Source organism: Peptoclostridium sp. AF21-18, from assembly GCF_003478825.1.
Classification (GTDB): Bacteria; Bacillota; Clostridia; order Peptostreptococcales; family Peptostreptococcaceae; genus Peptacetobacter.
The window spans coordinates 46,842-62,453 of the sequence record NZ_QUGE01000012.1; the positions used below are offsets into that span (position 1 = coordinate 46,842).

Here is a 15,612-nt window from a genome sequence, read left to right on the forward strand (position 1 = left end):
TTACTCACTTCTCTTTCTGTATATGTAATCAATTAAGAATATCGAAATTATACCAATCACTCCTAATATGGCAAATGTTTCTAAAGTGCTTGGTAATAAATTGAGCTTTTGAAACTCTGATAATTTTAATGCCATTCCCCTTTCAAATAGCTCTTTTGACGACCAGAACATAGAAAGAGGAATTGGTAAAATCCATAATACAAACTTAGGTAAAACATCGTACATAACTGTTGCTAAAGTATTTAAGCTAGTCCAAAAGATACATAGTAAAATTGAAAAAATATATGTTTTACTAAAAAATACGACAACAACTACTAAAGGTAAAATACCTATTCCCATAAGTATGCCCATTTCAGCAGAGATTAATAACTTATATCCAAAATCATTTAATTCAAAGAAGATTAATCCGCAAATTCCTGATGCTATACATGATAGTAAACAGAATATAATCGAACAAATAAGCATTAAAATAATCTTGGAAATTACTAGTTGTGTTGATGTTATTGGTATTGACTTTAAATTTTTAAAAGTGTCGTTATCTCTTTCTTCAAAGAAAATTACAGCTGCAAGTATTCCTAACATACAAGGAAGTAAAAACTGCATTCCGTACACTATAACCATGTCAAATAATGAGTCAAATGCGTCCTTTTGGCTCAAATACTCTCCCGAAATAAACTGTCCCTTTACGATAAAAGTGAGTGCTATTGGAAAAAGTAAAGAAAATATTACTCCAATAGGGATAAATTTTTTCCTCTTTAATTTTAAAAATTCGCATTTAACTAGTTTAAGCAATTCCAGCACCCCCAGTTATTCTCTTGAAATAATCTTCAAGTGTGTCCTCTTTCATCCGTATTTCTTCTACAGCAATACCTTCTTTCACAAGCTCTCTAACCAGCTCTGGAATAACTATACCTAAATCGTATATTTTTATAGTTCCATTCTTTTCAACAGAATAATTTTTAATATTAAAACATGCTTCTAAAACTTTAACTGCCTTTGAATCATTATGTGCAACTAGTTTAATATATTTTTTATTCATATTTTTTAGTTCTTCTAAGCTTTCCTCTTCCAATAAAACTCCATTATCTATAATTCCAATATCATCCGCAATAAGCTCTATCTCAGATAAAATATGGCTAGAAATTAGAATTGTTTTGCCTTTTTCAGTACATAATTTTCTTATAAAAGTTCTAACTTCTGCTATTCCTATAGGATCAAGTCCGTTTATTGGCTCATCTAATATTAAAATCTCAGGATCGTGCATAACAGCAAGTGCTATTGCAAGTCTTTGTTTCATACCCATAGAATACTGTGAAAACAACTTTTTATCATTGTACTTTAGCCCAACTAGCTCTAGTGATTCTTTTATAGCATTTCTTTTAGGAATACCTCTAAGCTGAGCAAATATTTTTAAGTTTTCTGTACCAGTTAAGTTCGGATAAAATCCAGGAGATTCTATTAAGCAGCCTATTCTTGGTAGAATTTCCTTGTTGTATTTTTTCATACTTTTTCCAAATACGATGACTTCTCCAGCTGATGAATCTATCAGATTTAAAATCATCTTCATTGTTGTAGTCTTACCTGCTCCATTTCTGCCTAAAAGACCGTATATTCTTCCCTTTTTTATATGTAGGTTTAAATCAGAAACACTTCTTTTTCCATTGTATTCTTTAGTTAACCCTTTTGTTTCTATTACATATTCACTCATATATAATCGCCTCTCTTTCTTTAATTAAATTGTAATACTTAAACCTAACATATACATTGCACCAACCTTGTATAAACCTTATATCTCAAATATAATTTCAAATTCTGTCCCTTCGCCAACTTTGCTTTTTACGTCTATACAACCGTTCATTTTCTCTATAAGTTCCTTAGTAATGTAAAGTCCTAATCCACTTCCGACTTTATTTCTAGCCTTGTCGCACTTATAAAGTCTGTCAAAAATATGTTCCAAGTCATCAGGCTCTATCCCTACTCCAAAATCTTTTATAGTTATAAATATTTTTTTATTACTTTCTTTTATTGAAATTTGAATTTTTTTAGTCTTGCTGTGCTCAACTGCATTTTGGATTATATTATTTATAACCCTTGCATAAGCATTTTGATCCAAGTTGCATATTATCTCTTTCTCTTCTATTTCTATATCAAAATCTATATCCTTTTCTTCGAATATTACAATCCAGCTTTTTATGATATTTCTACTAAGCTCAGTAATTTCAGTATCCTTTAAATCTAAGTAGAATTCATTGGAATTTAATTTAAACCAATCAAATACATTATCCAAATATTCTTTCAGAGAGTAAGATTTTTCTCTTACAATATCTATATAATTTTCTATAACGTTATTATTTTCTAATGTATTATTATTTTCAATTACATTTTGTAAATCGTATTTGTCATTTAATCCATTCTTTAATAATTCTTTTTTTATTGCATCGGTATATCCAATTATAGATGTTAGAGGAGTTCTTATATCGTGAGAAAGGCTAGTCAATAGCTGATTATTCGCATTTTCCTTTTTTCTAAATTCTGTTAACTTTTCCTCGTATAAATATACAATCTCGTTTATTTTATATATTATTTCAGAAAAATTATCATTGTCTTTTGATAATATCTTCCTATTTCCATTGCCTTTTTTTATATCATCTAATACCTCAATAGATTCAGATATCTTTTTATTTATAGATATTACCTTGCTGCACAAAACTATATTTAAAAGTAAAGAGATTGCCAGTAAGAAATATAAAACTTGCATCCTTATACCACCTTATTAAATCTATATCCTATGCCCTTCACAGTTTGGATGTATTTAGGATTTGAAGAATCCTCTTCTATTTTCTTTCTTATCCTGCTTATTACGGACATTATATTATTGTCGTCAAATGCATAACTTTCATTCCATACAGCTTCATATATCTGTTTTTTAGTAAGTATTCTACCTTGATTAATTGCACAAAAGTACAAAACATCAAATTCCTTTGGCAATAATTCAATCATACCTTTATCAGTTTTTACAGAGTATTCATCAGGTAAAATTTCTAATCCTTCAAAATACAAACTTTCTCTATAATTTTCTGTGTTTTTGCTCTGTTTGTTATTCATATTGTATCTTCTAATCAATGAGTCAACTCTAGCTAGAAATTCCTCTGTATTAAATGGTTTTGTTATATAATCATCTGCTCCAAGTCTAAGTCCTTTGACTTTGCTTGATGTGTCATCTTTTGCAGTTAGCATAAGTACAGGAATATCACTATTTTCTCTAACTATTTCAAGTGTTCTAAACCCGTCTAATCCTGGCATCATAACATCTAGGATCAGCATAATATATTCGTCTTTTTCAAGTTCGTTGATCGCTTCTATTCCGCTAAAGCATATTTTAGAATCTATGTTTTCACTTTTTAGTGTTATTTGTAGTAGTTTGCATAATTCTTTATCGTCGTCTGCTATTAATATTTTTTTCATAATAATACCACCTTAATTTTTCTATATTTAATAATATGATAACACAGTAATCTTGCACTAACCTTATAAAATCCTTTATTGGAATACCTATTATTTACATAAAAAATTTATTCAGACTTCCTAATGTAAAATCTTATAAACCAGAGGTTTTATATAGTCTTCCTTTTGAAGGAAGATGGCTTGTTGTAAATGGTGGAATTGATAAAGCTAATTCACATTCTTGGGGTGTTTGTAATCAGAGATATGCCTATGATTTTTATATACTATAAAATGAAAAATCATTTAAAGGTGATGGTCGAAAAGTAACAGATTATAATTGTTATGGAGAACCTATTTTATCTCCAGCTGACGGAATTGTCGTTGAAATAAAAAATCTTTTTAATGATACTCCTATTCCAGAAGTTCAAGAAGCTATATGTGCCTGCTCTGATATAAGAGGTAATTATATAGTTATAAAACATTCAGAAAATGAATACAGTACAATTGCTCATATAAAGAAAGATAGCTTTTGTGTTAATGTAGGGGAAAGTGTTAAAAGAGGACAAAAAATAGCTTTATGTGGAAACAGTGGAAATACTAGTGAGCCACATATACATTTTCAGATACAACAAGGTAAAAGCTTTTTAATGTCTGCAAGCTTGCCTATTTCTTTTATAGATATAAAGAATATTCCATATCAAGAAGAAAGGCAGTTTATTAGTCGTGGACAATTTGTAGAGAATTAATTATATAAGATTTATTTATTACATATCTTAAAAGGGGCTGGTACAAATGTACCAGCCCCTTTTAAATTAATGACCTTTATGTTTTTCTTTCTTTTTCAATATGTGGATTTCTCTTTTTCTTTCCTTTTCAGCTTCTACTCTCTCCTTGCGAGCAATTTTCTTTTCCTTCTTAATCTGTTCATGCTGCAATTTAAGAGCTTGTTGAGCTTTAGTGCCGATAAAATTACCTTGCACTTCTCTTTTTATTTTTCGCTGCATTCTTTTAGGATTTATCTTCTTTTCAGAGATAACTTCTCCACAAATTGCAGGACTGAATTTTAAACTATAATAATTCTTTTGAAGATATTCATAAACTTCATAATCCTTTGGCTCAGATGTATTTAAAACTACTCTACAAACTTCATACCTATCGTCTATTGTTTGCTCAAATAACCCCACCCAAAATGGTCCTTCAAAAAATATTGTTAGTTTTTCTGATACTTTCTTCATATCCTGTTCCTCCTTATGTATTGTAAAATACATAGAATGGACAACCAAGGAGGCAGGTTACTTACGGAAATTCCGCGTCCGGACTACCAACCGAACTGTGTTTTTATCTATGTTGTTGAGTATATTGAACTCAATTTTATTATAGTATCTTTTTATAATAATTTTCAATATGTTTTAAAAGATTAAACGTATCTCTAACTTAGTTTTTTTAAAATTTTCTTTCTTAATTTAGGAATATTAAAGCTCCCATCATAATCACTATCAGCACCACACACACAATAGAGAAAATATTTACAACCTTAAAAGCCTTATCTCCAAGAACTCTTCTCCGTAACTTAAAAATCAATATCCCTAAAATCCCACCTAAAGTATTATTTATCAAATCAGTTACATCACATGCACCAACTGCAAAAATATACTGTGTTATTTCATAGAACAAGCTTATTCCAAAAGGTACCGCTGCCATTTTTATAAACTTCCAATTATCTGCAAGCATAGCCGTAAACACACCAACAGGAATAAATACTATTGCATTGTTTATAATCTCGCTAAATGAAACCTTACCATTAACAATCATAGATTCTTTAAACGGAATTAAGTTTATACTTCTTTCTGTAACTAAGCTACTTATAGAAAATTCTGTTTTGAAGACGATAATCCCTGTAAGCAGCAAGAAGTACACAATGAATAGAATGGATGTAACTTTTTTATATTTTAATAGCCTTTCATCCATAACAACAACTCCTTTTTTAGTATTTATATTCCAAAAGTGTACTAGCCGTATCATACACCTTTTTACAAGTGTATTATATAACTAGTACACTTTATTTGTCAACATAAAAAAATAATTCAAAATAGCATCCGAAAATTTTCATCAAATGCTATTTTGAACAACTAAATAAATAAAAAACAGTAATTTCTAACTAAAGATCCAATTATCGCATACGAAACAATAGTCAGCACAGTCAAGTCTACATACTCAGACCCACTATAAAATACAGATTTATAGCTACTTCCCATTCTCAACTTACTTCTAAAACTATCATTACCAGATTTATTTTTAAAAATCTTTACAAATAAAATATAATAAATTCCAAATCCAATAACTGTTCCCAATGTATTCATCATTAAATCGTCCACATCAGTCGCTCTAAAGTTAAACATCTGTGTAATTTCAATAAATAGCGAGAATAAAAATCCTGCTTCTACAGTTTTCTTAAAAGATTCAAACTCATTCCACATAATTGGAAGCATAAACCCAAATGGTATAAAGTTGAAGTTTAAATAATTTATTCCAAAGCCGAAATCTATTACTGACGGTATCCCAGCAGCTGAAACCATACCAGTTATTAAAAAAGTATATACAACGCAAGCAAGGAAATGGAGATTAGAATCCCCATTCCCTTCATAAACTCTGCCTGTCGAGTACAATTTTAAATCGTATATTTTCATTTTATATCTTGATAAAACGAATAAAACTATTGGAAATACTGGTATGTAGTGTAGTATAGCTTCTTTAAGCTCTGATAGCATTTATATTAAATCCTCTGCCATGTCTATTAAAGTCTGTTCTGGCATTCCTTCATCAGATAATGAAGATATAGAATATCTAACACCGTCTTTTTCCCAAGCTACTGTAACTGATTTTTTATCTTCAACCTTATCGCTTCCGCAAGATATAGATATCTTTCCTTCTTTTTCTAACTGTTTTTCTTCTGCTGTTTTTTCATGGTCTGCTGGAACAAATCTCATATTTAAAGTTGAAACGAATAATTTTGTTCCATTAACATCAACTGTTCTATATCCATTCTGTTCTTCTAAAGCTATTTCTGATGGCATTTTCTTATGAGCATCTACAAATATCTCTGGAGAACCGTCTTTTTTATAAACTAGGTTCATCGCTTTAGTTTTGTCTAATGTATCTCCATTTGATCCAGTTGTGTTTAAATCTTCAATAACTGCTCCGTCAAATTTATATCCATTTGTAAATTCATCTACAAAAGCTTTTCTAACTCCTGTTTCTTTTTCCATCTGTTCTATTGTAGGTACTTCTTTATATTTATATACACTAGATGAGCTTCCAAAATATCCTACTGCTTTTCCACCTGCATATACTCCTACAGTTGTTATCATTAATGCACACGCTACTGATGCGACTTTTAACATTTTTCTATTTCTCTTCATAGTAACCACCTTTTCCTTTCTACTCTGTTCAAATTCTATCTGTGATTTTATTTTTTCAAACATATCATCTGAAGGCTGAACATCTTCAGACATATCTACCATTGCTTTTCTTATTTTTAAATCTACATTATCCTTTTTCATAGTTCACACCTCCAAAATAATTAAGTGATTCAATCTTCCCCTTCAAAAGCCTTCTAGCCTTGAAAAGTCTCGATTTAACAGTTCCTTCAAATACATCCAACATATTAGCGATTTCTTTTACGCTAAATCCGTTGAAATAATATAGCACAACTACAGCTCTATACTTCTCATCGAGATTATTTACAGCACTTCTGACAATTTCAACAGTTTCTGATTCCAGACACTTTGTCATATTGTCGCTTTCGTGATTTTGTTCCCGTTCTGCTTTTGCAAATATTTCATCAATTGGAACATTCTTTTTATCTGATTTGGAAAGTTTCCATGCCATTCTTGTAAGTATTTTGTAAAACCAAGTTTTAAAATAATCCGGATTTTTAAGGCTGCTTATGTTTAGATAACATTGGACAAATGTTTCTTGAACAATGTCCTCACTTGTAGCTTTGTTGCCACATATTAGATAAGCAGTTCTCATTGCGGTACCTTTGTATTTGTTAAAGAGCTCTTCAAATGCTTCAAAATCACCATTGGCAACTTTTTCAACAAGTTCTCTATCTTCCAAACTTAACACCTCCTTTATCGATGCATCTGTATATAAGAGCATTGTCGTTTGTATTTGGTTCACAGATTTTATAAATTTTTTTAAAATTTTTGTGGTTACTACAAAGTAGTATATTATTGAATAGTTTTTTTAGCAACAAGAACCCATTTTATTTTTGAGCAAAATAAGTATAAAAAAAGTGCCACTTTTTACTAATCAAGTAAAATATGACACTTTTTATTTATATTTTTATATCTTCTTTATATACTTTCAGCTCTTTCTAATGCAGTATCTATAGAAGGACATACATTTTCTCTTCCTATATCATCTATAAATCCTGATTTTTCCATAAACTGAAGTGGCTGTTCATTTACATGAGAGAATATAAGAACAACATTGTATTTCTTACATTTTGCATAAAGTTCTCTCAATTTATTAAGTGAAGTCGTATCCATTGCAGGAACACTTCTCATTCTAAGAATTATCGCCTTCTTAGTTTTATCAAATATTACATTATTTATCTTATCCGCAGCTCCAAAGAACATTGGTCCTGTTATTTCAAATACTAGTACATCTTTTGGAACGTATCTTAGTGATATGTTTCCAGTATCTGAATCTTCATCGTAGTTTTCGTCTTCTTCTTCAATATATTTCCAACCGTAAACGTCTGTAACATCTGCCATACGTCTCATAAATAGTACAGAAGCAAGTACTAAACCAAATCCTATCGCTATAACTAGGTCAAATACAACTGTTAATGTAAATGTAGCAACAAGAACCATTATATCGCTCTTTGGAGATTCTTTTATTACATCTACAAACTCTCTCCACTCACTCATGTTGTACGCAACCATAAATAGTATCGCTGCTATACAAGGCATTGGTATTAATGCGGCATAAGGCATTAATAATAGTAGAGTTATAAGAAGTACAATTGCGTGAACCATACCAGCTATTGGAGAACGTCCTCCATTTTTGATATTTGCTGCAGTTCTTGCTATTGCTCCTGTTGCAGGTATCCCACCAAATAAAGCAGATGCTGTATTTCCGATTCCCTGTGCAACAAGTTCCATATTAGAGTTGTGTCTACTACCAATCATACCATCTGCAACAACACAAGATAAAAGTGATTCTATTGCAGCAAGTACTGCTATTGTGAACGCATCTGGTAACACATTTCTAACTGTATCGTATGTAACTGTAGGCATTGTAAAATGAGGTAGTGATGATGAAATTGTGTATAAATCACCGATTGTATTAACATTTAAGTCCATTACTTTTACTAATGCAGCACTTACTAAAACTGCTATAAGTGATCCCGGAATTTTTTTAGATATATGAGGCCATATAATAAGTATTGCTAATGAAATAACTCCTACTAAAAGAGCAGTAGTGTTTATCGTTGATATGCTTCTAAAAATTTCAGCTACTTTTTCAATTGTTTCTATTGGTGAATTTTCGAATGTAAGACCTAAAAAGTCTTTTACCTGTCCGATAAATATAGTTACAGCTATTCCTGAAGTGAATCCTGTAGTGATTGTGTAAGGTATGAATTTGATTAGATTTCCCATTTTAAATATTCCCATAAGTATAAGGAATATCCCTGCAAGTATTGTCGCTACTACTAGTCCGTCCATTCCGTCTGTGGCAACTATCCCTGCTACTATTGATGCAAATGCTGCAGTAGGTCCTGCTATCTGGACTTTACTACCACCTAGCGCAGAAATTAAAAATCCCGCTATTATCGCCGTATAAATCCCCTGTTCAGGTCTTACACCCGACGCAAGTGCAAGTGCTATCGATAAAGGAAGCGCAATTATTGCTACTATAATACCAGCGGTTAAGTCTTTAGTAAATGACTTTGCTGAGTAACCCTTCATCGAGTGGACCAATTCTGGTCTTAAAGTTCTCATAAATAGTTCCTCCCAAATATATTTTTAATTATCACATTAATAGTTTACCATTTTAACAAGTATATTCAAGGATTTTGATTTTTTTATATGTATTAAATTCATTTTATAATTTATATTCATTTTAACTTCAAACTAAATGGCTATATTTCAATATATATTTTATAAATTTTTTGAAAAATGATTGTTAAAATGCACTTTCTATTATTCATTATTCATTCTTGAATTATATGTAAACCTATTACTTTTTATCGTCAATATAAAATTTTCGATTTAGTTATAATTTCTTAGTTTTAAAAATTTATTTTCAATAGATTGCATAATAAAAAGCTACCGATTTTTATTTTCGGTAGCTTTTTAATTTCTATTTATTGAAATTTATCAGGATCTAATCCAGACCATCCCATTTCTTCCATATTAACTATTTTTTCAAAATCTTCTTTTTCAAGTTCAAAATCTATATCCATATTCTGTTTCATTCTCTCAGCAGATGAAGATTTTGGTAGAGGAACTACATCCATCTGAAGCGCAAACGCTAAACAAATCTGTGCAACAGACTTTCCATATTTTTGAGCAAGTTTGTTTAAAAGTTCATCTTTGAATACTCTTTCTCTTCCAAGTGGACTCCAAGCTTCCACAACAATTCCATGCTCTTTGTCAAAATCAACAACATCTTTTTGAATATATCCTGGGTGAAATTCTATCTGATTTACCATTGGAACAACTTCACAGTTATCTAAGATATTTTGCATATGGTGATTTAAGAAGTTGCTCACACCTATAGCTTTTGCTCTTCCTTCTTTATATATCTCCTCAAAAGCCTTCCATGTTTCAATATCTAGCTTTTTCCAATCTGATTTTTCATCTGGTCTTGGCCAATGTATAAGTAGCAAGTCAACATAGTCCATATCTAATTTTTCTAATGACTCTTCAAATGACTTCTTGGCTCCTTCATATCCCATACAAGTCTTCCAAACCTTTGTAGTTATAAAAAATTCTTCTCTAGGAATTCCAGATTTTTTAATGGCTTTTCCCAAAGCTTCTTCTGTATTGTAAAAAGCTGCAGTATCAAAATGTCTATATCCAACATTTATAGCATCTAATATTATCTGAACATCGTCGCCCTCATTAACCTTAAATGTTCCAAATGCTAGGTTTGGCATTTTTACTCCATTGCTTAAAACTGTGTACTCTTTTTTCATAATACCACTCCTTTTAGTTTGATATTTTATATTACTTTTCTTTTATTTTTACAAAGTAATTTCCTCTCATAACAACTCCATCTGGATCAACAACTTCATATAATACACCATCAATTTCAACTTCATTGTCTGATATAAATTTGCAAGTTTGATGATTTTCTTCACAGTATTTTTCGACTGCTTTTATTATTTCAACTAAGTTCCGAGGTTTAGTTGGATCTTCTATGTCTAATATTATACTTTTCTTAAAAAGTCCCATAGTATTACCTTCTTTCTTATTAATAGCTTATTATTAACAATTATTTATTTTCTTATTTTTATTATACTATCTTTTTAAGTGTAATCAATATATTTAAAGTAAGTGGTATTATTTTTATATTTAACTGGTTTTATGTTAATTCCTATAAATTATTATACATAATATTAATTATCTACACTAATTTTTTCGCTTATTCATCAGCATTTTCTAAAAATTATTTTTTATTAATTGAATATATGTATCTTTATTTTTTATAATAAAGGAATCAAACATTTCTTCAGAATTACCTTCTACCTCTATTTCCGCTATTTCATGCTCGTCAGAATAATACTCTCCTTTATCAAAATCATAGAATTTATCCATATATTTATTGTTAAATTCATCTTCAACTTCTTTCTTAATATATTCACCGAAAGTCATCCATCTAAGTCCATATCCAGACATAAATGTTGCAACAGAAACATTCGTGTATATTTCTTCTAAGGGATTTTCATAGTAAGATATTTCTATAAATTCTTCAAGTGTCATTTTTCTAACATTTCCACTTCTATCGTATGGACAACCATCATAATACCATTCATATGGTCTAAGTGTTGAACATACTTCATATGCCTTTTCTTTTAACATTTCAAATCTTTCTTTAGTTAAGCGAGCTTTTGTCATTTCATCCATTTTTAGCACCTCTTTTTATAAAAATATTGTTGTCTAAGGATTATCAGTTTATACATATCTATTTTTATAATGTCATATTTTCAATAGAATTATACAATTTCTATAACTTTTATTTTTCTAAACAATAAAATAGAGGCTAATTTGTAGCCTCCACTTTATTTACTATACTTTATTTAACAAAAAATATGTTATCGTGTTTTGTATTTTTTTACTAATATTTTTTATGCTTTAAGCTCTTTGTTTATTTCTTCAAGACATTCCGTAAATGCACTCTTGCTGCTGCTCTTTTTTCTAAAAATAGGGATACTCTGTTTTTTCGCCTTCATCTCAACTATATTGCATATCTTGTGTGATACTGTAGAAGTTAATATTACAACAGCATCAGGATTACCTATTGAATTTGCTAACTTATTTGCCTTTTTTGTACAGACTTTTGTCTTAAATCCTAATTTTTTCCCCATTTCAAGATAATCTTTCTCCATTCTCTCGTGTCCGCCTACAACTAAAATACTCATCTATTTTTCCTCCTGTTATTTTATGTTTATGTTTTTCTTATTAACTTTTTGTTTGATAATCATTATTATGTAATTTATATTATCATTCGATGAATATTCAGTCAATAAATCTCGGCGAAACGATAATTTTTTTCGATTTTTGAATAAAAAATAGAGTACTTAATCGTACCCTATTCCTTCCATTGCGTTTCCTCAGCAATTTCAAAAACAACTATTATCAAAACATAATTACTGTTAATTTTCTCCAAACGAAAATTTATTTATCAGTATAAAAATCTTGCTTAACTTTTTTATCTTTTATAGATATTTTTTTCTCAAATCTTTATTAACTTAAGATTTATATTGAAAAGATTTATAATACTAGTGTATAATTAAAATAATATATGTAGTTTTATTTTAGAAAAATCATTTTGAAACAAAATTCAAAATATGCACATATATTTTTATAAAAAATAAAGGAGGTAAAAATGGATCAAAACGAAAAAATTAAACCCAGTGGTAAAGCCCTTATTCCTTTCGCTGTATTTATATTCTTATATCTTGGCGTAGGTATCATATTAGAAACATCAGGAACAGAGATGGCATTTTACCAGCTACCAGCACCAGTTGCGATAATTGTCGGTGTTGTTGTAGCATTCATTATATTTAAAGGAAGCATAGAAGAAAAATTCTCTCAGTTTGCAAAAGGATGCGGAAACGAGAACATCCTTATAATGTGTTTTATATATTTATTCGCAGGTGCATTTGCAACAGTTGCAAAATCAATGGGAGGTGTTGACTCTACTGTCAACCTTGGACTATCATTTATCCCAGCTCAGTATATAACTGCTGGCCTATTTATTATTGCGGCATTTATATCTGTAGCAACAGGAACTTCTATGGGAACAATAAGTACAGTTGCTCCAATAGCAATTGCAACAGCAGAAAAAGCTGGATTAAATATGACGCTTATAGTTGCTGCAATCATAGGTGGTGCAATGTTTGGCGACAACTTATCTGTAATATCAGATACAACAATCGCTTCAACTAGAACTCAGAACTGCGAACTAAAGGACAAATTTAAGGTAAACTTCTACATAGCTTTACCAGCAGCAGTTCTTACATTTGTACTTTTAATATTCTTTGGTAAACCAGAAACTATAGTTCCTATACAGAAATTAGATTACAACTTAGTTAAAGTTATACCTTATATACTAGTTTTAGGACTTGCTGTATCAGGATTCAACGTATTCCTTACTCTAGGTGTTGGAACAGTTGTAGCAGGTATAGTTGGTATAGCTTACGGAGATTTAACTCCACTTACATTTGCACAGAACATATACGCTGGATTTACAGGAATGAACGAAATATTCTTACTTTCAATGTTTACTGGTGGTCTTGCCCACATGGTTACTCAGCACGGTGGACTTCAGTGGATATTAGAAAAAATTCAGTCTGTTGTTAAAAGTGAAAAATCAGCTCAGATTGGTATATCTGCAATAGCTGCAGCTGCTGACATGGCAGTTGCAAACAACACAGTTGCAATAATAATAACTGGGCCAATAGCTAAAGAACTTAGTAGAAAATACAAAGTAGACCCAAGAAAATCTGCTTCGTTACTAGATATATGGACTTGTATATTCCAGGGATTTATCCCTTATGGAGCACAGATATTACTTGCAGGAAGCTTAACAGCAGGTGCAGTTAGCCCACTTGCACTATTCCCATTCTTATGGTATCAGCAGCTTCTAGCAGTATTTACACTGATATCTATGTTTATCCCTTATGCAGATGGTTTAATAAAGAAAAGACCTTGGAACTGGGAACTAGATAAAGCAGAAGAAATAACTGAATAATGTTTACACGGATGTCACAAATTTGTGGCATCCTTTTTTATTCCTAAGGAAATTATTTGACCTTTTTTTAAAAGTATGATAATATTCAAGTATAGAGATCAAGCCCTTGTCATACGTGACGGGGCATTTTTTTTAGGAGAAAATATATGCAGAATAAACCTTTTAAAAGATATGATGAACAAGTTGAAATATTAAAATTAAGAAATTTAACTATAGCAGATGAAGAAAAAGCCATAAGCATATTATCTAAAGTGAATTATTATAATTTAATCAATGGTTATAAAAAAATATTTTTAAAAAGAGATTTAAATGGCTACTTAGTAGAGCCAGAAACATATAAGGATGGATGTACGATAGAAGAAATTTATTCGTTATATAGATTTGATTCTGAGTTGAAAAATATAATTTTCTATTATTTACTTAATTTTGAAAAAATGTTAAAAACTAGTTGTGCACATAGATTTTCAGAGGAATACCCTGATGAGTATTCATATTTAAATATTAGTAATTATTCATCAAAAGAAGTTGATTTATCTAATGTGTTGAGCAATATTGCAACATTGTCTAAAATTATAAATTCTGAAAAAAGAAAAGATAATACATCAATTTCTCATTATATTAAAAAACATGGCTCAGTACCGCTATGGGTTTTAGTCAATTTTATGACATTTGGGAACATATCTCACTTTTTCTCAGCATTAAATGAAACTATAAAAAATAGAGTATGTAAAGATATTTGTAAAAATTACAAAAAAGACTATAATTCAAAAGAGAAAATATCTGCAGGTGAAATGCAGCAATTATTGAGAATAGGAAATTATGTTAGAAATATATGTGCTCATGATGAAGTATTATTTTCATTTTTTGTTATAAAAGTTGAAAGTAATAAAACATTATCTAAATTTTTTGGTGATAACTATAAAGGGAAGACATTATTTGATTTGATATTATTATTAAAATTGGTAACACCAAAAGAAGATTATAAAGAAATGATAGAAAAAATAGAAAATCTAATTAATAAATACTCTAATAAGTTCAATTCTATTTCATTTGAAGAAATAATAAGTATATCTGGATTTGATAAAGATTGGAAAGAAAAATGCTTTAAAAATATATAATAAACAAAATACCGCAAGTACTAAAAATACTTGCGATATTTGCACACATAGAGTCTGCTTTCGCTCGAGCCCCTATATGCTATCTGATATATATTTTATGTTAAAGAATAAATCTTGTCAAAATAAAAAGTTATTTATAGTAAAAATTATATCATCTCTTTTGAAAAAAGTATGTTCTATTTATAAAATAATCTCTATTCAAATTTCTAATTTTTATTTTTCAATAAAGAAATTGATACACCTGCCAATCCTATTCCCAACATAATAAATGCAGTATTTGTTTCCAACTCTCCTAATACAGCCAAAACAGTTACTGCAATTCCCATAGCAAGCCCAATTCCTTTTGGCGCCACATCAATAACCTCTTCAAACTTACTTTCCTTCACAACTTCTCCACTTTCAAATACAAATAGAACTATATAATTTGAATAAATTTACTATAAGAAAAATACGGCTGTTCAATATTTGCAATGAGCCTGGAGAGCAAATGATCGTGATTGCGTGCTCAATCAAGTAGGGGCTAACTTGTAGCCCCTCTCACACCACGGAGCGTGCCGTT

17 protein-coding genes and 1 pseudogene are annotated in these 15,612 nt (G+C 29.9%); 3 read left to right on the forward strand and 15 right to left on the reverse strand.

Features of this window, described 5'->3' with window-relative positions; translation table 11 throughout:
- From DWX74_RS06700 to DWX74_RS06715, 4 genes are all read right to left on the reverse strand, one after another.
- Positions 1-801, reverse strand: coding sequence for an ABC transporter permease (locus DWX74_RS06700; RefSeq protein WP_286164252.1), 801 nt, complete (start codon positions 799-801; stop codon positions 1-3).
- Entirely contained in the window at positions 785-1,708 is a 924-nt protein-coding gene (locus tag DWX74_RS06705; protein ID WP_118549282.1) for an ABC transporter ATP-binding protein, read from the reverse strand. The genes DWX74_RS06700 and DWX74_RS06705 overlap by 17 nt, the downstream gene beginning before the upstream one ends.
- 78 nt (positions 1,709-1,786) lie before the next feature.
- Entirely contained in the window at positions 1,787-2,758 is a 972-nt protein-coding gene (locus DWX74_RS06710; protein WP_118549283.1) for a sensor histidine kinase, read from the reverse strand.
- A gap of 2 nt (positions 2,759-2,760) precedes the next feature.
- A complete protein-coding gene (locus DWX74_RS06715) occupies positions 2,761-3,465 on the reverse strand; it encodes a response regulator transcription factor (protein WP_118549284.1) in 705 nt (234 codons plus the stop codon).
- Between the two features lie 323 nt (positions 3,466-3,788).
- Between DWX74_RS06715 and DWX74_RS11430 the strand changes: the two are divergent.
- A pseudogene (locus tag DWX74_RS11430) lies at positions 3,789-4,190 on the forward strand (M23 family metallopeptidase); the annotation flags it as partial.
- A gap of 66 nt (positions 4,191-4,256) precedes the next feature.
- On the opposite strand, the gene DWX74_RS06725 reads toward DWX74_RS11430, so the two are convergent.
- From DWX74_RS06725 to DWX74_RS06770, 10 genes are all read right to left on the reverse strand, one after another.
- The gene (locus DWX74_RS06725) at positions 4,257-4,679 is read right to left on the reverse strand and encodes a YjdF family protein (RefSeq protein WP_040410260.1); all 423 of its coding nucleotides are present in this window, start codon (positions 4,677-4,679) and stop codon (positions 4,257-4,259) included.
- A 223-nt stretch (positions 4,680-4,902) separates the two neighbouring features.
- Complete coding sequence (locus tag DWX74_RS06730) at positions 4,903-5,412, reverse strand: VanZ family protein (RefSeq protein ID WP_286164253.1); 510 nt, start codon at positions 5,410-5,412, stop codon at positions 4,903-4,905.
- Positions 5,413-5,573: 161 nt separating this feature from the next.
- Positions 5,574-6,212 (reverse strand): VanZ family protein, encoded by a 639-nt coding sequence (locus tag DWX74_RS06735; protein WP_118549285.1) that lies wholly within the window; start codon positions 6,210-6,212, stop codon positions 5,574-5,576.
- Positions 6,213-7,004 (reverse strand): hypothetical protein, encoded by a 792-nt coding sequence (locus DWX74_RS06740; protein WP_118549286.1) that lies wholly within the window; start codon positions 7,002-7,004, stop codon positions 6,213-6,215.
- Positions 6,991-7,572 (reverse strand): RNA polymerase sigma factor, encoded by a 582-nt coding sequence (locus DWX74_RS06745; RefSeq protein WP_286164254.1) that lies wholly within the window; start codon positions 7,570-7,572, stop codon positions 6,991-6,993. Before DWX74_RS06745 ends, DWX74_RS06740 begins: the two co-directional genes overlap by 14 nt.
- Positions 7,573-7,802: 230 nt before the next feature.
- Positions 7,803-9,455, reverse strand: coding sequence for a SulP family inorganic anion transporter (locus DWX74_RS06750; protein WP_118549288.1), 1,653 nt, complete (start codon positions 9,453-9,455; stop codon positions 7,803-7,805).
- A gap of 365 nt (positions 9,456-9,820) precedes the next feature.
- Positions 9,821-10,654: an aldo/keto reductase gene (locus tag DWX74_RS06755; RefSeq protein WP_118549289.1), complete on the reverse strand. Its 834-nt coding sequence runs from the start codon at positions 10,652-10,654 to the stop codon at positions 9,821-9,823.
- Positions 10,655-10,685: 31 nt separating this feature from the next.
- Entirely contained in the window at positions 10,686-10,913 is a 228-nt protein-coding gene (locus tag DWX74_RS06760; RefSeq protein WP_118549290.1) for a DUF4318 domain-containing protein, read from the reverse strand.
- Positions 10,914-11,120: 207 nt separating this feature from the next.
- Positions 11,121-11,585, reverse strand: a complete 465-nt coding sequence (locus DWX74_RS06765) for a hypothetical protein (RefSeq protein WP_118549291.1) — start codon at positions 11,583-11,585, stop codon at positions 11,121-11,123.
- A 221-nt stretch (positions 11,586-11,806) separates the two neighbouring features.
- Positions 11,807-12,100, reverse strand: a complete 294-nt coding sequence (locus DWX74_RS06770; RefSeq protein WP_118549292.1) for a DUF2325 domain-containing protein — start codon at positions 12,098-12,100, stop codon at positions 11,807-11,809.
- A 467-nt stretch (positions 12,101-12,567) separates the two neighbouring features.
- Here DWX74_RS06770 and DWX74_RS06775 point away from each other — a divergent pair, with 467 nt between their 5' ends.
- A complete protein-coding gene (locus DWX74_RS06775) occupies positions 12,568-13,935 on the forward strand; it encodes a Na+/H+ antiporter NhaC family protein (protein ID WP_118549293.1) in 1,368 nt (455 codons plus the stop codon).
- A 146-nt stretch (positions 13,936-14,081) separates the two neighbouring features.
- On the forward strand, positions 14,082-15,053 hold the full coding sequence (locus tag DWX74_RS06780) for an Abi family protein (RefSeq protein ID WP_118549294.1): 972 nt from the start codon (positions 14,082-14,084) through the stop codon (positions 15,051-15,053).
- Positions 15,054-15,259: 206 nt separating this feature from the next.
- On the opposite strand, the gene DWX74_RS06785 is transcribed toward DWX74_RS06780, so the two are convergent.
- Positions 15,260-15,439, reverse strand: a complete 180-nt coding sequence (locus tag DWX74_RS06785) for a hypothetical protein (RefSeq protein ID WP_199647593.1) — start codon at positions 15,437-15,439, stop codon at positions 15,260-15,262.
- Positions 15,440-15,612: the final 173 nt, after the last annotated feature.